The 19183-nt window shown below is 56.5% G+C and carries 14 protein-coding genes; 5 read left to right on the forward strand and 9 right to left on the reverse strand.

The annotated features are described in order from the left end of the window. Nucleotides 1–14: 14 nt before the first annotated feature. The 7 genes from ACG1VR_RS18260 to ACG1VR_RS18290 all read right to left on the reverse strand — a co-directional run bounded on the left by ACG1VR_RS18260 (nucleotide 15) and on the right by ACG1VR_RS18290 (nucleotide 8110). Entirely contained in the window at nucleotides 15–458 is a 444-nt protein-coding gene (locus ACG1VR_RS18260; protein WP_395489486.1) for a Shiga toxin A subunit, read from the reverse strand. Continuing rightward, nucleotides 455–823: a tlde1 domain-containing protein gene (locus ACG1VR_RS18265; RefSeq protein ID WP_395489487.1), complete on the reverse strand. Its 369-nt coding sequence runs from the start codon at nucleotides 821–823 to the stop codon at nucleotides 455–457. Before ACG1VR_RS18265 ends, ACG1VR_RS18260 begins: the two co-directional genes overlap by 4 nt. Nucleotides 824–873: 50 nt before the next feature. After that, nucleotides 874–1353: an Hcp family type VI secretion system effector gene (locus ACG1VR_RS18270; RefSeq protein WP_395489488.1), complete on the reverse strand. Its 480-nt coding sequence runs from the start codon at nucleotides 1351–1353 to the stop codon at nucleotides 874–876. A 146-nt stretch (nucleotides 1354–1499) separates the two neighbouring features. Continuing rightward, nucleotides 1500–3119 carry a cyclic peptide export ABC transporter gene (locus tag ACG1VR_RS18275; RefSeq protein ID WP_395489489.1) on the reverse strand — a complete coding sequence of 540 codons (1620 nt, stop codon included), beginning with the start codon at nucleotides 3117–3119 and terminating at the stop codon, nucleotides 1500–1502. 33 nt (nucleotides 3120–3152) lie between these two features. Continuing rightward, nucleotides 3153–5150: a Fe(3+)-hydroxamate ABC transporter permease FhuB gene (gene fhuB / locus ACG1VR_RS18280; RefSeq protein ID WP_395489490.1), complete on the reverse strand. Its 1998-nt coding sequence runs from the start codon at nucleotides 5148–5150 to the stop codon at nucleotides 3153–3155. Beyond that, a complete protein-coding gene (locus ACG1VR_RS18285; RefSeq protein WP_395489491.1) occupies nucleotides 5143–6003 on the reverse strand; it encodes an iron-siderophore ABC transporter substrate-binding protein in 861 nt (286 codons plus the stop codon). The genes fhuB and ACG1VR_RS18285 overlap by 8 nt, the downstream gene beginning before the upstream one ends. A gap of 4 nt (nucleotides 6004–6007) precedes the next feature. Then, nucleotides 6008–8110 carry a TonB-dependent siderophore receptor gene (locus ACG1VR_RS18290; RefSeq protein WP_395491122.1) on the reverse strand — a complete coding sequence of 701 codons (2103 nt, stop codon included), beginning with the start codon at nucleotides 8108–8110 and terminating at the stop codon, nucleotides 6008–6010. Between the two features lie 210 nt (nucleotides 8111–8320). Between ACG1VR_RS18290 and ACG1VR_RS18295 the strand changes: the two genes are divergently transcribed. From ACG1VR_RS18295 to dcuR, 3 genes are all read left to right on the forward strand, one after another. Then, nucleotides 8321–9085: an AraC family transcriptional regulator gene (locus ACG1VR_RS18295; RefSeq protein WP_395489492.1), complete on the forward strand. Its 765-nt coding sequence runs from the start codon at nucleotides 8321–8323 to the stop codon at nucleotides 9083–9085. Nucleotides 9086–9149: 64 nt separating this feature from the next. Then, nucleotides 9150–10772, forward strand: coding sequence for a sensor histidine kinase (locus tag ACG1VR_RS18300; RefSeq protein WP_016535103.1), 1623 nt, complete (start codon nucleotides 9150–9152; stop codon nucleotides 10770–10772). Then, entirely contained in the window at nucleotides 10769–11488 is a 720-nt protein-coding gene (gene dcuR, locus ACG1VR_RS18305; RefSeq protein ID WP_016535102.1) for a two-component system response regulator DcuR, read from the forward strand. The genes ACG1VR_RS18300 and dcuR overlap by 4 nt, the downstream gene beginning before the upstream one ends. Here the strand turns inward: dcuR and ACG1VR_RS18310 are convergent. Both ACG1VR_RS18310 and ACG1VR_RS18315 read right to left on the reverse strand, forming a co-directional pair. After that, a complete protein-coding gene (locus ACG1VR_RS18310; RefSeq protein ID WP_395489493.1) occupies nucleotides 11469–12437 on the reverse strand; it encodes an FAD:protein FMN transferase in 969 nt (322 codons plus the stop codon). The two genes, dcuR and ACG1VR_RS18310, sit on opposite strands and share 20 nt — an antisense overlap. Before the next feature lie 58 nt (nucleotides 12438–12495). Beyond that, complete coding sequence (locus ACG1VR_RS18315; RefSeq protein WP_016535100.1) at nucleotides 12496–15276, reverse strand: flavocytochrome c; 2781 nt, start codon at nucleotides 15274–15276, stop codon at nucleotides 12496–12498. Between the two features lie 628 nt (nucleotides 15277–15904). Between ACG1VR_RS18315 and ACG1VR_RS18320 the strand changes: the two genes are divergently transcribed. Next, entirely contained in the window at nucleotides 15905–17416 is a 1512-nt protein-coding gene (locus ACG1VR_RS18320; protein ID WP_016535099.1) for a DASS family sodium-coupled anion symporter, read from the forward strand. Between the two features lie 55 nt (nucleotides 17417–17471). Further along, entirely contained in the window at nucleotides 17472–19121 is a 1650-nt protein-coding gene (fumA, locus tag ACG1VR_RS18325; protein ID WP_016535098.1) for a class I fumarate hydratase FumA, read from the forward strand. The last annotated feature ends 62 nt before the right edge of the window (nucleotides 19122–19183 follow it).

A 19183-nucleotide genomic window follows, 5' to 3' on the forward strand; every position in this document is an offset into this window, starting at 1 on the left:
TGCATTGCGAACCATTAAAATTCACGCTTAACAATAATATATCCATTAAATCTAACGGAACATTCATTATCATTGACCAGAGCTGAGGCAAGGAAGATATCGTGCTGGCTGCTTTTGTTTTCGAAAGTAAATTTAATGATTAAATTACGGGCGTTATTCTCTGAGAAAATGTCCAGATAGTCTTTTAGCGACAGCCATTTATTATTAGCCAACTGCTTATCTGTAACAGCAAATTGCTCAGCAAGCCGATATGTAACCGGTTCATTCACTATAAGCTCTGTTTTAGTTTTATCGTGGAGAATCGTTCCGATATCTATTTTCATATCCTTATCCATAGCATCCAGCATGCTTATACCTATAGCTGACTGCGCAACAACACAGGGATTATCTTTCACTTCGGCAACTGCGCTACCGGCAATAACGGCGGCGAAGGCGATAAAGATCAATATAGACTTCATCTCACCAGCACCTCTTTATCACCACTTTCCCATATTGTTCGCCTGTAGGCTGGAGCGGCCACAATACAGCCATTTGAAGCCTCTCCTGGGTGCGCAATGCTGTCGCCATGAATTAAAAACCCGCCACGACCGCACATATTATTTGTGGCATAAGGATGAAGCCGGAGGGTAAATCTTCCGGCGATTTCATGAGTAAAAGGAGCACCGATTATCCGATATTTACCTCTGGGTAAAGGCCCCTTATTTACCACACATTCATACTGACTATCATTTTTGTATCCGGAGGCACCTGCATATAAGGCATAGAACATAAAAACGCCATTTCTGTAAAAGCTTTTTTTCTTTACATCATATAGCCAGGTCATTTTTCAGCTCCTTGAAAAGAAAACCAGTTACATGCTAATTCATTTATAATCTAGGACTTCTCTTTCCATGTATCACTATGCTGAATATTACCATCACAATACTTCCACGTGATTTTCTCATAACGTAGACTCACAGACTCCAGATGATTCATATTTTCAACAGATTTAATGTTATGCATAATGGGGTTCACACCAACAATCCTTACATTTTCCAATAGCATATTGAAGTATTCTTCTTCCTGCCCGGCATAGTTAATTTTGTACCATTTAATTTCAGCTGATTGTAATGTCTGCCCGCTGGATACCGCTTTGTAAAGGTAAGGGCTGGATGAATCAAATTCCTTTTCAATCTCAAGGACGCTATGAACTCGGGTTCCCGTAAGTTTACCTGTTTGATTATCCGTAGGGATATTCAGACCATGAGAAAAGCTAACAACTTCAACGCTGCCTTCCCGATTCTGCACATCTACAGAACCTTTAATATCTGATCCGCCATCATCTTTAAGCCATAAGTACGCTGGAATTGCCATATTGAAATGTCCTTTTCAATAAAGATAGAAAATAAACTGCCGGTGAACATTAGTCTTTCCTGAAATTTGTCACTACCCGGCAGGATCACATTTATGGCCTAAAGTCCGAGCGGCCATTAATACAGCCGCCTGACCTGTAACATCACCTATTCAGCCGGTGAATTTAATCCGCTGTCTGCCATCACTTTCCCGGTCTCCAGCTTAATTAATCGGTCGGCCAGCGGGAAATAGCGATCGTCGTGGGTGATGGCTAATACGGTTTTTCCTTCCGCCTTCAGCATGGGCAGCAGTACTTTATAGAACACTTCTTTAAAACCGGGGTCCTGATCCGCCGCCCACTCGTCGAACAGATAAAAAGGCCGGTTTTCCAGCCACGCCTGCAATAACGCCAGCCGTTTACGCTGCCCCTGCGACAGCGCGGTGGTGGAGAAACGGCCGTCGCGGAAGGTCACTTTATGCTCGAGCCTGAGCAGGTGCAGCAGCTTTTCAACCTGTTCCGCCGTGCGTTCGTGAACATTGTCCACATCGTCAAAGAGAAAGAAGTCGTTAAACACTACGGCAAAATGCTGGCGATAGATCTCCCGCATTTCCGGCGTCACCGGCTGGCCGTTAAGTCTTAATTCGCCGCTGTCCGGCGGATAAAGCCCCACCAGCAGGTTAGCCAGCGTAGTCTTCCCGCTGCCGTTGCCGCCGACCAAAAACACCAGTTCACCGCGAGTAAAGCGAAGGCTGAGCGGGCCAAGAGTAAAACGCTCGCCCTCTTCGCCCTGATATTCGTAACGAATATCGGCCAGCTCAAGGCTGCCGAAATCCGGCGTGTTGATCAGCGGCAGCAGCTTTTCCTGCGGCAGATCGGCTTTTAGCCGGGCGATGCGCTGGAGCGCGATTCGGGCGCTGGCCAACGTCGGCAGCGCCGAAAGCACGCCTTCAACCGGCACAATCATATACAGGAATATCATGGCGTAGCCGGTCATTACCGCCGAACTCAACGCCAGATATTCCCGCAGCAGGTACAGCACCACGCCGATAAAGGCGAAGAACAGCACGCTGCCCCAGCTTTTTGCCAGGCCATAAAATACATAGCCGCGCGTGCGTTCGATGCGCACCGCTTCGATATTTTCGCTCAGCGGTCCTTCAACAAAATGACGCCTGCGCGGCGGGTTAAGGCGAAACTCGCGCCCGCCGTCGAACAGCTTTTTACACTGGGCGATAAGCGTGTCTTCCCGCTGGCGCGAACTGCGTAGCAGCCCCAAAGCCTTGCCGTGAGCAGCACGATAGCCCGCCGCGCCCAGCCCGAGCACCAGCAGCGCAAGGAGTAAAACCTGCCACGACAGCGTGCCGAGGTAGATCAGGCAGCCGACGATCGCCGCCCCGTAGATCAACAGCCCCGGCAGGCTGACGAAAAACACCACCAGAGTATCGAGATCCTGGGTGAGGATCGAAATCGCCTTCGACATGCCGGTTTTTTCGAGCTGCGACCACGCCGTTTCGCTGACGTGATCGACTACGTCTTTGCGCAGGGTCGCCTTCACTTTTTGCCCCAGCCACATAAAGAGCGTTTCCGCCAGCACCCGGGTTGCCAGCATCAGCGCCGCCAGCAGCACAAATTTCAGCGCTTCGCTTGCCAGCCCGTCCGGCGGCAACGTCAGACTGTGGTTGATGACCGCCAGCAGCGAAGCGTTGCTTAACCCGCTGACTACGCTTGCCAGCGCGGCCAGCACCAGCCATCCGCCCACGAGACGGAGCAGCATGATTAACAGAGACATTGTTCATTCCTTTTCGACATTACTCTTCCGGCGCTATTGTTGGTGTGTATGCGCCCGGCTACGAATAAGCGTCCATACCAGCAGCGGTACGCCAACCAGAGACGCCACCAGCCCAACGGGCAGTTGACGCGGATAAAGAAAGTTGCGGCCCATCCAGTCCGCCAGCACCATAATCAGCGCCGAAATAAGCGCCGCGGTGAACAGCTGGGCCATTGGACGTTTTGCTCCGGCTTTACGCGCCAGATGCGGCCCGAGCAGCCCCACGAAGGAAACCGGCCCCACCACCAGCGTGGCAAGACCGGTCATCAGCGCCGCCAGAATCAGCACGTTGACCCGCGCCCTGCCGACGTTAACGCCGAGCGAGCAGCTTATCGGGCCAAGGGGCAACAGCAGCAGCCAGCGTTTACAGAGCGGAGAAATAGCGAGCAGCAGCAGCATGGCGAAGAACACGCCGATGGCGATGCCGTTATTGACGTAGTAAGTGCTGCCGGTCATCAGCTGGAGCAGCATCGCGCTGGCCTGCTGGTTGTTGAGCATCACGATGCTTGCCACCGCCTGGAACAGCGCGTTCAGTGCCAGGCCGTTAAGCAGCACGCGCTGCGGATTGAACGCTCCCCGTCGGCTGCTCCACAGCGTAATCAGCAGGCTTAGCAGCGCCCCGGCTGCGCTGCTTAAAATCATCAGCCCGGTGTCGCCGCCGGGGAAAAGCAGCAGGAACGCAGTGACGCCCATTGCCGCCCCACCGCCGATGCCAAGGATCTCCGGGCTGGCAAGCGGGTTGCCGCTCACGCGCTGCATCAATACTCCGGCAGCGGCCAGCAGTGCCCCGGCGCTTAACGCCGCCAGCAGGCGCGGCAGGCGCATAGGTAATATCGCGTGCTGCTCCATAAGCGTCGTCCAGTGCCAGCCATGCAGCCCCTGACCGAGAAATAGCGACAGCACCACGGCAACCGCCAGTAGCCCAAACGCCATCCCGGCCGGGAAACGCACGCCGCCCGGCTCACCCTCATAAGCCGAAGGTGCGGCTTCCGGCATCTGATGCCGCGCTTTTGAAGCCAGCAGAATAAGCAGCGGGCCGCCGGTTAACGCCGTCAGCATGCCCACCGGCAGAAGCTGCCCGTCCAGCAGCGTGATGCGGCTAACGCTAAGGTCGGTAAACCACAGCAGACCGGCCCCAATCAGCAGCGACTGGCACAGCATCTGCCGCGTGGTTCGCGCCCCGCCAAGGCGCGCCAGATGAGGGGCAGCCAGCCCGACAAAACCGATGACGCCAACGCTGTTGATGATCAAGGCGCTCATCACTAAAGCCAGCGCCATCGCCGCCGAGCGGATCAGCAGCGGAGACGCGCCCAGGCTGCTGACCATCGCTTCCGGCAGCCTGAGCAGCGCCAGCGGCCTCAACAGCAGCAGCAGGGCAAGCGCACAAAGCGCCAGCCAGGGCGCAATCGCCGCCACGCCGCTCCAGTCCGGCTGCGCCAGCGAGCCGCCGCCCCACATCAGCACCGACAGCAGGAAACGATCGTTGATAACCGCCATGACCATGGTGAGCGACCCGCACCACAGGTTGATCAGCATCCCGGCCTGAATAGTCACCAGCGGCGACAGGCGCTGCCGCCAGGCGAGCAGCAGAACCAGTAGCAGAGCGGCAACTTCCCCGGCGATTATCACCCCGGTACGCGCCGTGAGCAGGCTGGCAGGGAACCACATAGAGGCCACGCCAAGCGCGAGGGTTGCGCCGGAAGTCATTCCCAGCGTGATAGGCTCCGCCAGCGGGTTACGCAGCGCCCGCTGCATCAGCCAGCCGCACAGCGCCAGCGCCGCTCCGCCGAGCCACGCCATAACCTGACGCGGGAACCACATCGAATGCAGGATAACCGCCCGGGCATCCACCATTTTTGAGCTGAACAACAGGCCCAGGCCATGCTGAAGCCCGCCGAACTGCGCCACGTTTTGCAGCGCCAGAGCAAGACTTGCCGCCCATAGCCCGGCGATCAGCAGCCAGGAGGTTATCACTCGTCCGGACTCAGCCATGCTGCCACCCCGTAACAGTCTGGCTCAGCGCTTCGGCAAGGCGAGTCGCCGTGATAAGCGCGCCGCCCGAACTGAATTTTTGCTCCAGGAGAGCAACCTGCGGCTGGGCGGTCAGCGGCAGACGCTGCCAGAGCAATGAATGCTGCCAGCTGCGGATAAACGGCTGCTGCCCGTCATCGGCCAGTAAAATCAGCCCGGCGTTTTCGGTACCGATGCGCGTCAGCTCGACCAGCGCCTCTCCCTGAGCATTGGTGCCTCCGCGCCAGGCATTGGCGATACCGCAGCTCGCCAGCACGTCTCCCGGCAGGCTTCCCTTGCCGTAAAGTTTTATATGTAGCGCGTCCACCGGCGTAGCCAGAAACAGCGGCCGCGTGTAGCCCGCCGCCGCTTCCCTCGCCTGCCGGGTAGCCTGTTCAAAAAGAGCCAGTACGGCCTGGGCCTGGGTTTCCCGGTGCAGAACCGTAGCCAGCCGGGCCAGCGAGTTTTTCCAGGCCGCCAGCGTGCCGGTGGGCAGCGTTAACGTAGGGGCGATTTGTTCGAGCTGGGGCTGCAACAACCCGTGGCCTGGCGTTATCACAATCAGGTCGGGTTTCAGGGCATACAGCGTTTCGAGATTCGGCTGGAACAGCAGGCCGATGTCCACCACGCTGGAGGGCAGCTCCGGCGTGCCAATAAGTTTGCGATACCAGTCCGGGGCGGAGACAGCCTGCGGAGTGACGCCGAGCGCCAGGATAAGCTCCGTCAGCCCCCAGTCCAGCATCGCAATCCGCCGCGGCACGCCGGGAACGGCACCAGCCGCCCCGATAAAGGGGGCGGCCAGCGCGAGAGTCAGTAAACGTCTGCGGGAAAGCATTCGTTTACCACTGGTAGCTCAGGGTCGCCACATACTGGCGTTTCACCGCGTATTCGCAGCCGTTGTTCTGGCAGGCGGCAAGGTAGGTTTTGTTAGTCAGGTTGGCGGCGTTAAGCGCGATTTGCCACTGCCTGTACTGCCATGCAGCTCGTGCGTCATAAACGGTTGCCCCCGGGACCTGGAGCGAGTTATCGCTGCTCGCATAGCTCGGGCCAACGTAGCGCACGCCGCCGCCCAGCGAGAAACCATCCAGCGGGCCGCTGAAGGCATACTGGCTCCAGAGCTTCGCGGTATTGCGGGAAATACCCATTGGATGCTTGCCTTCGGTGCCGTCGTTGGCCTTGAGCACTTCAGGATCGGTCAGGGCATAAGAGCCGAGGATCTGCCACGCTGGCGTCACGTTGATCTTGCCTTCCAGCTCGATACCGCGGGAGCGGATCTCGCCGGTCTGCACGCTGTAGTTAACATGATTAGGATCGGCCGTTGCCACATTGGTCTGGCGAAGATCGAACAACGCCAGCGTAAACAGCGCGTCCATGCCAACCGGATCGTATTTCAGGCCCACTTCGGTCTGCTTGCCTTTGGTCGGCTTAAAGCCGTTGCCGTAAAAGTCAGTTCCGGCGCTCGGTACGAATGACGTCGAGTAGCTGATGTAAGGCGCAATGCCGTTATCAAAGTGGTAGAGCAGCCCCGCCCGGCCCGTCGTCGCATAATCGCTGCGGCTCTGGTGGCTGTCGGCCAGCAGATCGGTCGCTTTAGTTTTAGCGTGATCGTAGCGCCCGGCAAGGCTCATCACCCAGTTATCCAGCGCCATCTGATCCTGCAAATAGAGACCCGTTTGATCCATCGTCGAGTGGCTGCTGCTGGTGAACGCCGGGACTTCAACCGGGGTGCTGTAATCCGGGTTGAGGTAGTTAAGCGGTGAAGCGTCGCCGTAACCCGCCCGGCTGCGCACCGAAGAATGCATCACGTCCACGCCCACCAGCGCGGTGTGCGAAACCGGGCCGGTATCAAAGCGGAACTCGCCCTGGTTATCCGCCGTGAAGTTGCTCGTGGTCTCGGTGAGATTCATGGAATAGCGATCCACCAGCGGCCGGGTCGCATAAGTCCCAAACGGGTAAACCATGCGGTAGTCCGCGCTGCTGCTGATGTAGCGCACGTTCTGGCGCAGGGTCACGTTATCGTTCAGCTCGGTGCGAAACTGGTAGCCGATGCTGCCCTGCTGGCGGCTGTAGGTATCAAAACCGGGCTGGCCGCCGTAGAAGTTGCTGCCGATCTTGCCGTTCGGGTTGTTCACCAGCGTTCCGTTCATCGGCATCATGTTGTAGAAGCCAGAGTCCGGATCTTTACGCAGTTGGGCCAGCAGCGTCAGCGTGGTGCGGTCGTTTGGCTGCCAGGTGAGAGACGGCGCAATGTCGTAGTGCTGGTAACGGGTATGGTCAACCTGGGTTTTGGTGTCAAAGAAGGTGCCCGCCACGCGCCCCAGCCACGCTTTGCTGTCTGTCAGCGGGCCGGTCACGTCAAAGCCGGTGCCAAACTGGTTGTTATTCCCGGCGCTGACGTAAACCTGGCCGCCGGGCTGTGCCTGCGGGGTTTTGCTTACCAGATTCACTACGCCGCCGGGGTTGGCCTGGCCGTACAGCACCGAGGCAGGCCCTTTCACCACTTCAATGCGGGAAAGTAAGAACGGGTCCCAGGCCGGGCGGCTCCACCAGGCTTCGCGCGGCAGGCGCAGGCCATCGAGGTATTCGTCGGCCTCAAAGCCACGCACCGTGATGGTATCAAAGCGGGTATCCGGCCCGGCGCTTTCTGAAGAGACTCCGGCAACATAGCGCAGGGTTTCCGGCACGTTCTTCGCGGCCATCGCGGCAATTTGTGCCTGGGTGACAACCGAAATGCTCTGCGGCGTGCGGCTAATCAGCGAGCTGGATTTAGTGCCCGCTTCTGCCTCATGCGCCACAATGCTGGTTTCATCTTCCTGCCCGGAGGAGAAAGGCGCGGCCGCCGTTACCACCATCGTGCTTTCAGGAGCAGCCGATTTATCTGCCGCCTGCGCGAAACCTCCGCATGCCGCGAAGACTGCACAACTTAACGCCTTCAAAGGCATGTTCCCGTTTAACCATCCGCCCTGTTTCATATCGACCGTATCATGTTATAAGAAGAGGATCGAAATGATAATTATTCACTTTTAAAAGAGAAGAGCACGGGTGGCAGAATAGCGCAAGCCGGTGAGGATATATCGCAAAGCAGACAGAGATTGTCTTAACGCGCTACTGCGCCATGAAATGGCGAGAATCGGACGAATGGCAGGCAACAGATGATAAAGCAATTCACACAGCAGAGTCCGCAGGAAGCGTTTCTGGAAGTACGAGAGCTGCATTATAGCGCAGGGAGCAGGGAACCGTTTCATGCGCATGAACAAGGCCAGCTGATTTACCCGGTGAGCGGCGTCGCGAAGATCCGCAGCGAGCAAAACGTCTGGGTTGTGGCCCCCGGCCACGCGCTTTGGCTTCCTGGCCGCCTGCCTCACGGGCTGGAAGCGATTGGAAAAGTGCTCACCCACAACCTGTATATGACGCCCGCCGCCTCTGCCGCCTTTGGCCTCCATTGCCGCAGCCTGGCGGTTACGCCCCTGTTCCAGTCGTTGACCGCTGCCGGTTTAGAAAAACCCGCCGATGCCCAGCGCGCCCGCCTGCTGCACGACCTGCTGCATAACGAACTGCTGCGACTTCAGGATATCGCCCTGTGCCACATCACCCTGCCCCACGACAGGCGCATTCGCCAGCTGTGTGACGCCTTGTGCAGCGACCTCTCTCAACGCGAAACCCTCGCCTGGTGGGGCAGGCAGGTCGGCGCCAGCGAACGCACCCTCGCCCGACTGTTCCGGGAAGAAACCCAGCTCAGCTTTACCGAGTGGCGCCAGCAGATGCATCTGGTAGAGGCGGTTTGCCATCTGGCTCGCGGCACGACTATCAGCAACCTCTCCAGCACGCTCGGCTATGCCAGCAGCAGCGCGTTTATCGCTATGTTCAGGAAAAGGCTGGGGGTTTCCCCCCAGAGGTATATTGGCCGCTATCTCTGAGATGACTTTTACAATCCGGTTCCATCGGCGATAATCAGCGTTTGCGCCTTCTACCGGAATAACCATGAGCGACACGCAACCTGCCCAGGCGACGGCCAAACGTCCGATGAAACTCAGCACTTCGGTCACGCTGATGCTGTGTGCCGTTATCGGCTCGGTGCTTTTGGTGGTCTACGCGCTGTATTTCATTCAGGTCAGCAATGCCACGCGCAGCGGCCTGAAAGATACCGCGCTGGCGGTGGCCAGAACCCTGGCCGACGATCCAACGATTAAGCTCGGGCTGACTCTGCCCCACGACAGAGACATTATTCCGCCGGTGGCCTCCCGCGTGCAGGATCGAAACGATCTGCTGTTCGTGGTCGTCACCGACATGAACGGCATCCGCTATTCGCACCCCAAGCCGGGCAATATCGGCTCGCATTTTATCGGCGACGATATTTTCCCGGCGCTGGAAGGCAAAGAAAACGTCTCGATAAACCACGGCGTGCTGGCGGAGGCGCTGCGCGTCTTTACCCCGGTTTATAACGAGCAGCACAAGCAGATTGGCGTGGTCGCCATCGGTATTTCGCTAAGCAAAGTGGACCAGCAGATAGCCAAAAGCCGCTGGAGCGTACTGTGGACGGTGCTGTTCAGCGCCCTGGTCGGTTCGCTCGGTACCTGGGTGCTGGTGCGCGTATTGAAGCGCATTCTGTTTGGCTTTGAACCTTATGAAATCTCCGCCCTGTTCGAGCAGCGCCAGGCGATGCTGCAATCGGTCAAAGAGGGAATTATCGCCGTCGATCGTGAAGGCCGCGTCACTTTAATCAACCACGCGGCGCGCAAAATGCTGCTGTCGCCGGACGATTTCCGCCTCGGTAAAACCGTGCCGCCGGGGCCGCTGGTCTCCACACTGTGCGAAGTGTTACGCAGCGGTATGCCTATTCAGGACAGAGAAATTATCAGCTACGGGCGTCTGGTCTTGTGTAATGCGGTGCCGATTCGTATAAATAACCAGGTGATAGGCGCGATAAGCACCTTCCGCGATAAAACAGAAATCAATTTGTTGACTCAGCGTGTAGACGGCATGGTGAATTATGTCGACGCTCTACGCGAGCGTTCTCATGAGTTTATGAATAAGCTGCACGTTATTCTTGGCCTGCTACAGCTTAAGCATTACGACAAGCTTGAAGAGTACATTCTGCAAACCGCCAGTAATTACCAGACGGAAATCGGCACGCTGCAAAGCAAAATTAAGTCGCCGGTTATCGCCGGGTTCCTGATTGGCAAAATTAATCGCGCGCGCGAAGCGGGGCATCATCTGGCGCTGGCCGATGAATGCCAGCTGCCGGACAACCCGAACGAGCTTCAGGTGATGGCGCTGATTACCGCATTAGGCAACCTGATTGAGAACGCACTGGATGCGATGGCCGGGCAGCCGGACGGGGAAGTGGGCGTATTGCTACACTACCAGAACGGCGTGCTGAGCGTTGAAGTCAGCGACGACGGCCCCGGCATTGAGCCGGAGAAAATTCAGGCTATTTTTGACAAAGGCTTCTCCACCAAAGGCGAGCAGCGCGGCGTTGGGCTGTTCCTGGCCAAACAGCAGCTTGAACGGCTTGGCGGCAGCATTCAGGTGGAGTCTGAGCCGGGCGTCTTTACCCAGTTCTTTGTGCAGTTACCCTGGGATAGTGAAAGGAACAATTCGTGATCAATGTATTAATAGTCGATGATGATGCCATGGTTGCGGAATTAAACCGCGCCTACGTCAGCCAAATCCCGGGCTTTAGCTGCTGCGGCTCCGCTTCCACGCTGAAACAGGCGCGGGAGATGGTAAATAACCCGGAGTTAAAAATAGATTTGATCCTGCTGGACGTTTACATGCAGCAGGATAACGGTCTCGATCTGCTGCCTACCCTGCGCGAAGCGGGGAAAAGCATCGACGTTATCGTTATTTCATCGGCGGCGGACGCGGCGACAATTCAAAAGTCGATGCATTACGGCGTGGTGGACTATCTGATTAAGCCGTTCCAGTTCCCGCGTTTCGAAGAGGCTCTGACCAACTGGCGCGAAAAGAAAAACCTGATGGGCACCCACAAGTATTACGAACAGGCGGATGTCGACCGCCTGCTGCACGGCGGTTCGCCGGTGGTGGCGGACTCAAAGCGCCTGCCGAAGGGGTTAACGCCGCAGACACTGCGTACCATTTGCCAGTGGATAGACACGCATCCGACGGAAGAGTTTTCCACCGATGAGCTGGCGGCGGCGGTCAATATCTCCCGCGTATCCTGCCGTAAATACCTGATTTGGCTGGCACAGATTAATATTCTGTTCACCAGCATTCATTACGGCATGACCGGCCGCCCGGTTTACCGCTATCGCCTTCAGGCGGAACAGCTCGGCCTGCTCAAGCAATACTGTCAGTAAGCAGCCGGTAGTCGCTTTCCAGCGGCGTAAAGCGGAATAAATTGGCCGAAGAGAGAATAATCTCGCGCCGTTTAGTTACAAAAATCGCCTCGATATCGGGGCGGTTCTTCAACATGTTAATGCCCTTCTCCACGCCCATGCCGAAAATCAGCGTCGTCCAGATATCGCCGTCGATAGAGTCCGCCGAAACAATGGTGACGCTCTCGAGTTCGTTCTCCAGCGGGTAGCCGGTGCGCGGGTCAAGAATATGGTGATAACGTTTGCCGTCCAGCTCGAAGTAGCGCTCATACACGCCGGAAGTCACTACCGACTTATTGGCAACTTCAATCACGCCCAGCATCTCATCCGCCCCGCTAAACGGTTTTTTCAGGCCAATTGACCAGCTGCCCTGCGGTGAGCCAAGAGTCTGAACATTGCCGCCGAGGTTAATCAGCCCCTGCTCCACGCCCTGCTTGTTTAGAAAATCGCGTACGCGGTCGGCAATGTAGCCTTTGGCTATTGCCCCGAGGTCAATTTCCATTCCCGGTTGGGTAAGAAAAACGCTGGCTGCGGCTTCGTCCAGCAGCACCTGATGAGGGTCAGTAAGCGGCAGCAGAGCGGCTATCTCCTGCTGCGGCGGCACGCTGTCGCCCTTAAAGCCAATCTTCCAGCGCTTAACCAGCGGGCCGATGGCGAGGTTAAAAGCGCTGCCGGGGAACAGGCTGGCGGCCTTTGCGCATTTGATAAGCTCGAACACCGGGCGGCTGACGACAACAGGATGCTGACCGGCGGCGTGATTAATGCTCATCACCTGCGATTGGGCGCGGTTAACGGTGAGTAGATCTTCGTATTGTTTGATCAGGCGGAACACCTGGGAGGCGAGCGTTTCGTTGTTCTCGAACAGCTTGAGGAGGATGGGCGAACCCATTAATACCGCGGAATATCCGTAAACGCCTTCGGTTTGTGACATAGCGGCTCCTTGTTGCTTGAAAGGATTGCGCCCCGGCGTTAACCGGGGCGCTTCGGGCTTAACGTTTTGCCCAGCTTGCCGCCTGATGGCCCGCCAGGGTGCCAAAGATAATGATGTCTGCCACCGCGTTACCGCCGATGCGGTTGCCGCCGTGGATGCCGCCAACAACCTCACCCGCCGCGTAAGCGCCCGGGATAACCTGTTGCTGTTTGTTCAGCACTTCGGTTTCAGTGTTGATGGTCACGCCGCCCATGGTGTGGTGCACCCCCGGCGCGATGCGGATGGCGTAGAACGGGCCATCTTTAATCGGATTACGCAGCGCGGTTTTACGGCCAAAGTCTTCGTCGTACTGATTTTCCACGAAGCCGTTGTAACGCTCAAGCGTTGCCAGGAAAGTGTGGTAATCCATACCCAGTTTCTCCGCCAGCTCGCGCGGCCCTTCGGCGCTAACCACAAAGCCTTTGGCGATGTATTCGTCAGCCGCTTTGTTTTTGGTGCGCACGTTTTCATCGAACACGATGTAAGCGTATTTCTCCGGCAGGGCGATAATCTGCGCCGATACTTTATCGCGAGTTTCCATTTCGTTGAAGAAGCGGCTGCCTTTCTGGTTCACCAGGATAGCGCCGCCGCCGCGAATCGACTCGGAAATCAGGTAGGAGGTAGTTTGCTCAACCGTTGGGTGGATCTGAATTTCACCCATATCCACGGTGCCCGCGCCCAGTTTTTCCAGCAGGGCAATACCGCCGCCGGTCGCGCCTTTGTGGTTGGTGGTGACGAAGCCGTCCAGGTCAGGGCGGTATTTCACCACCATCTGGCTGTTGGCGCTGAATCCGCCGGTGGCAACGATAACGCTCTTCGCATGAATGGTCAGGGCTTCGTTTTCGTCAGTCAGCAGCTCCACGCCGCTTACCGCGCCCTGCTCAAACAGGATTTCGGTTACCGCGGTGTCCATCAGCACGTCGATACCGCGTTTGTTGATGTTGCGCAGCAGGCCGCTAATCAGGTAGCCGCCAACCGCCGATCCGTCACGCGGGCGGTGGGTACGGTCGATGCTCATCCCGCCGGTGGTGGTGATGTCGTTCAGCATGATCCCGCGATCCGCCAGCCACTCAATCGCCTGCGGAGCCGTCTCCACAAAGCGGTGCAGCAGCTCAGGATTATTTTTGCCGTAACCGCCTTTGAGGGTTTCGGCATAGAACAGCTCTTTGCTGTCGTTAATGCCTTTTACGCGCTGGAAGCGGGTTTCGGCCGCATTCATCCCGGCGGAGGCCTTCACGGTATTGCCGCCGATGGAAGGCATTTTCTCAACGATCAGCACGCTTGCGCCTTCGTCGTGAGCCTGAATCGCCGCTGCCAGGCCCGCGCCGCCGCTGCCGACAACCACAACATCGTAGTTTTGTGGGGCGCTAACGCCGCCGCTCTCTTCAAACGCCCGCTGCTTGCTGGATTTCACCATCGCTTTGGAGACGGCTTTTTTCACCGCTTCGCTCTGGGAAGTTGCGCCGGAAATGGCGTCCACAAACGGCGAGTTGGCGGTCAGAATACGGGTACGAATTTCTTCAAAATTGGTCGTGAATTCAACGTCGTCCTGCGGGCCTTCGGCCAGCGCGATGTCCGCGATGCCTTCGTTATCGAGGCTAACGTTAATCACTAACTGGTTTACGTCATCGCTGACGGTTTCTTCGAATACGCCCGGTTTGAATTTGGATGCGCCGCCCATGCTCATGTCGCGGATCATCGCTTCTACCAGCGAGAAGCGCCACAGCGGTTCAGGAATGGTCAGCTCTTCGCGTTTGGTGCTATCGATAAACAGATCCAGCACTTCGCCGTTGGCGATGCGGTCTGTCCAGTCCGGGTAAGCGATGCAGGCGCGGCCTACCGCCACCAGGTCATAGCCGTTTTCCAGCGCGGTTTCTACGTCAGAAGCATTGACGATGCCGCCCACGCCCATCACCGGGATTTGCGCCAGTTCGGCGGAACGCATCTGGCAGTATTTGTTAATCAGCGGCGTCGGGTCGGTGGTGTCGTTGATTGACGGACGCAGCGAGTAGCCCAGCGAGAAGTGCAGGTAATCAAGGCCGCGAGCCGCCAGTTTCTCCAGCAGATACATGGTGTCGTCGAAGCGGATGCCGGGAACTTCAAGCTCTTCAGGAGAGAAGCGGTAGCCGATGATAAATGAATCGTCGGCAAACTGGCGCACCATCTGGTGGGTAATATCCAGCACCGCCAGCGGGAATTTAGCGCGGTTATCGCGGCTGCCGCCCCATTCGTCGTCACGCTGGTTGGAGTTAGGAGAGTAGAACTGCTGAATAAGGTAGGTGTTGGCTCCGTGGATTTCCACGCCGTCGAACCCGGCCTGAATAGCGCGACGAACGGCATCACCGAATTTACCAACCATGCCTTCTACTTCTTCGGTGGTCAAAGCGTTCGGGGTTGCAGCCCCATCGCGAGGAGCGGCCAGGGCGCTCGGCGCAACCGGAGTACGGCCACCGATAAGTTTCGGGTCGACCATGCGGCCGCCGTGGTAAATCTGCAAAATAGCTCTGGAGCCTTCGGCTTTGATCGCCGCGGCAATTTTTGCCAACCCGGCAATTTTCTCGTCGTTATCAATACCGATAGCGCCCGGGAAAGCGAGGCCAAGATCGTCGATAAAGCAGCATTCCACCACGATAGTGCCGATGCTGCCGGCGCGAACGCGGTAGTACTCCACCAGCTCTTCGGTCACCGTGCCGTCAAAATACCCGGTGCAGGTGGTCATCGGCGCCATCAGCAGGCGGTTTTTTAACGCCGTACCGTTGGGTAAGGTAAAGGTGCTGAGCATGTTTTTGTCGGTGTTCATAATGCGACTCCAAACTTTAAAATTTAAACTTGAGAATTGGGTGCTGGCGTTATTTTTGGTTGTGGTTATTTGCCATTATGCATAGCAACAATATAAGACTATTTTTAGTTACCAAACTATTTACGTTAGTTTAAAAACTATTAAATCACCTCAATAACAGAATTACCCACAACGTGTTATTAATTAAAATCCAAAAAATCACATCTTATTAAAAGGCGATAACAATTTAATTACTTCACCATCAACACCAGGAAACACAACCCAGGCCTTGCGGGGAGCGGAATCGAGTCAGCTAAAAGTGATAAAAATCGACTTAAAGGCGCATTTTTAATGATCAAAGTGATAACTTTTCACCGGAAATAACCCTACTCCCGGGTTAACTATTATTTATTTTAAAAATAGATAACAGAATCTCATTTCTTGATCCGGATCAATTGCCATATACCCCGAAAGCGCAATATATAAATATCACCAGTATTTAATTCATCGCAGAAAAAATGCGCTGAATAGCTATTTCTGAAGCAGCTTAAATTCATCTTTTATTAATAAAGAAAGTTAAATAACTAAAGAAAGTGAATTAGCCGGAAATAGAAAACCCGAATCCTTAACTACTTATAACGGTGTCATTATGAGTGTAATAACCACCAATCTACCGCCGCTCAAAGCGAGCACTAAGAAAGCGGGCAACAACAACCGCTGGCTGATGATGGCGCTGCCCATCATCGTTGCGCTGTTGCTGCTGCTGGTCCCGGTTCCTGACGGCCTGCCGCCTTACGCCTGGCACTTCTTTGCCATCTTCGTCGGCGTGATTGTCGGGCTTATCTTCGAACCTCTGCCCGGCGCCGTTATCGGCCTGACCGGGATAGTGGTCATCGCCCTTGGCAGCCAGTGGCTGCTGTTCAGCCCGGAGCAAATGGCCGACCCGAAATTTAAGCTGGCCGGTGCCTCCTTTAAATGGGCGGTAAGCGGCTTCGGCAACTCCACCGTCTGGCTTATCTTCGGCGCATTTATGTTTGCCGCCGGTTACGATAAAACTCAATTCGGCCGCCGCCTGGCGCTGATTCTGGTGAAATATCTTGGCCGCCGCAGCCTGACGCTGGGCTACGCCATTGCCTTCGCTGACCTGCTGCTGGCACCGTTTACCCCGTCCAACACCGCACGCAGCGGAGGCACAATCTATCCGATTATTGCCAACCTGCCGCCGCTGTACGGCTCTAAACCTAACGACCCGAGCGCACGTAAAATTGGTTCTTACCTGATGTGGGTGGCGATTACCGCAGCCTGTATCACCAGCTCAATGTTCCTTTCCGCTCTGGCACCTAACCTGCTGGCGCTGGCGCTGGTGAAAAGCATCGTCGGGATTAACATCTCCTGGGGCATGTGGTTCCTCGCCTTCCTGCCGCTTGGCCTGCTGCTGCTGCTGACCATGCCGCTGCTGGCCTACTGGCTCTACCCGCCGGAAGTGAAAGTGAACGACGAAGTGCCAAAATGGGCGAGCCGCGAGCTGGAAAAACTGGGCAAGCTGTCCCGCAATGAGATCCTGCTGCTGGTGTTCGTCTGCTTCGCGCTGATGATGTGGATCTTCGCCGCCAGCTGGATTGAACCAGCCCTGGCCGCCCTGCTGGTCATCGTCCTGATGCTGTGGACCGGCGTGCTGAACTGGAACGACATCACCAACAATAAAGCGGCGTGGAACACCTTTGTCTGGTTCGCCACCCTCGTCGCCCTGGCAGACGGCCTCTCTTCTACCGGCTTCATCACCTGGCTGGGTAAAGAAGGCGGCGCGCTGATGAGCGGCATCGCCCCGGGCACCGCAACCATCGTGCTGCTGCTGGCGTTCTACCTGCTGCACTACCTGTTTGCCAGCACCACCGCACACACTACCGCGCTGCTGCCGGCCATGCTGACCATCGCTTCTACTATCCCCGGCATGAATATGGAAGTGTTCTGCCTGCTGATGGTGACCTCGCTGGGCATCATGGGCATCATCACCCCGTACGGCACAGGCCCAAGCCCGATTTACTACGGTAGCGGCTACCTGCCAACCAAAGATTACTGGCGCCTTGGCACCATCTTTGGCGGCCTGTTCCTCGCCGCACTGCTGCTGATTGGTTATCCGTGGATGGCGATGCTGTTCTGATTTAAAGCCGCTGGGGGGCAACTTCCGGCGGCTTATTTTTATGGAGTAATGAGCTATGTCGAACAAACCTTTTGTTTACCAGAACCCTTTCCCTCTGGCGCACGATGAAACCGAATATTATCTGTTAACCCGTGAACACGTTTCGGTTAGCGAATTCGAAGGCCAGCCGGTGCTGAAAGTAGAACCTCAGGCCCTGACTCTGCTGGCACAGCAGGCCTTCCACGACGCGGCGTTTATGCTGCGCCCTGCCCACCAGCAGCAGGTTGCCGATATTCTTCATGACCCGGAAGCCAGCGAAAACGACAAATACGTGGCGCTGCAATTCCTGCGGAATTCTGAGATTGCCGCCAAAGGCATCTTGCCGACCTGCCAGGATACCGGCACCGCGATTATCATGGGTAAAAAAGGCCAGCGCGTCTGGACCGGCGGCGGCGATGAAGCCGCGCTGTCTCAGGGCGTGTACAACACCTATATCGAAGATAACCTGCGCTATTCCCAGAATGCCGCGCTGGATATGTACAAAGAGGTGAACACCGGCACCAACCTGCCTGCTCAGATTGACCTCTACAGCGTGGACGGCGACGAATATAAATTCCTGTGCGTTGCCAAAGGTGGCGGCTCGGCCAACAAAACCTATCTCTATCAGGAAACCAAAGCGCTTATCACCCCGGCGAAGCTGAAAGCTTACCTGGTTGAGAAAATGCGTACGCTCGGCACCGCGGCCTGCCCGCCATACCACGTTGCGTTCGTTATCGGCGGAACTTCGGCTGAGTCCACGCTGAAAACGGTGAAACTGGCTTCCACCCACTATTACGACGGGCTGCCAACCGAAGGCAACGAGCACGGCCAGGCCTTCCGCGACGTGAAGCTGGAGCAGGAACTGCTGGAAGAGGCGCAGAAGCTCGGCCTCGGCGCGCAGTTTGGCGGGAAATACTTCGCCCACGACATCCGCGTTGTGCGCCTGCCGCGCCACGGCGCATCCTGCCCGATTGGCATGGGTGTTTCCTGCTCCGCAGACCGCAACATCAAAGCGAAAATCAACAAAGACGGGATCTGGATTGAAAAACTGGAGAGCAATCCTGGGAAGTACATCCCGGAAGCGCTGCGCCAGGCCGGTGAAGGCGAAGCCGTGAAGGTGAACCTGAACCAGCCGATGAAAGAGATCCTCGCCCAGCTTTCAGCTTACCCTGTTTCTACCCGCCTCTCCCTGAGCGGCACCATTATCGTAGCGCGCGACATCGCCCACGCTAAGCTGAAAGAACGCCTGGACAACGGCGAAGCGCTGCCGCAGTACGTGAAAGATCACCCGATCTACTACGCAGGCCCGGCCAAAACGCCAGAAGGTTACGCCTCAGGCTCTTTAGGCCCAACTACCGCAGGCCGTATGGACTCTTATGTCGATCAGCTTCAGGCCAACGGCGGCAGCATGATAATGCTGGCGAAAGGCAACCGCAGCCAGCAGGTGACCGACGCCTGCCACAAACACGGCGGCTTCTACCTCGGCAGCATCGGCGGCCCGGCGGCGGTTCTGGCTCAGCAGAGCATTAAGAGCCTGGAACTGGTGGAATACCCGGAGCTGGGTATGGAAGCCATCTGGAAAATTGAAGTGGAAGACTTCCCGGCGTTCATCCTGGTGGATGACAAAGGCAACGACTTCTTCCAGCAGATCCAGAACAAACAGTGCGCGGGCTGTAACAAGCACTGATTTAGCAGAACTTGTCATCAAGGCGGGCGCTACGGCGCTCGCTTTTTTTTGCCCGCAAGTTA

Origin of the sequence: Cedecea davisae, assembly GCF_044095835.1 — a bacterium.
GTDB lineage: Bacteria > Pseudomonadota > Gammaproteobacteria > Enterobacterales > Enterobacteriaceae > Cedecea > Cedecea davisae.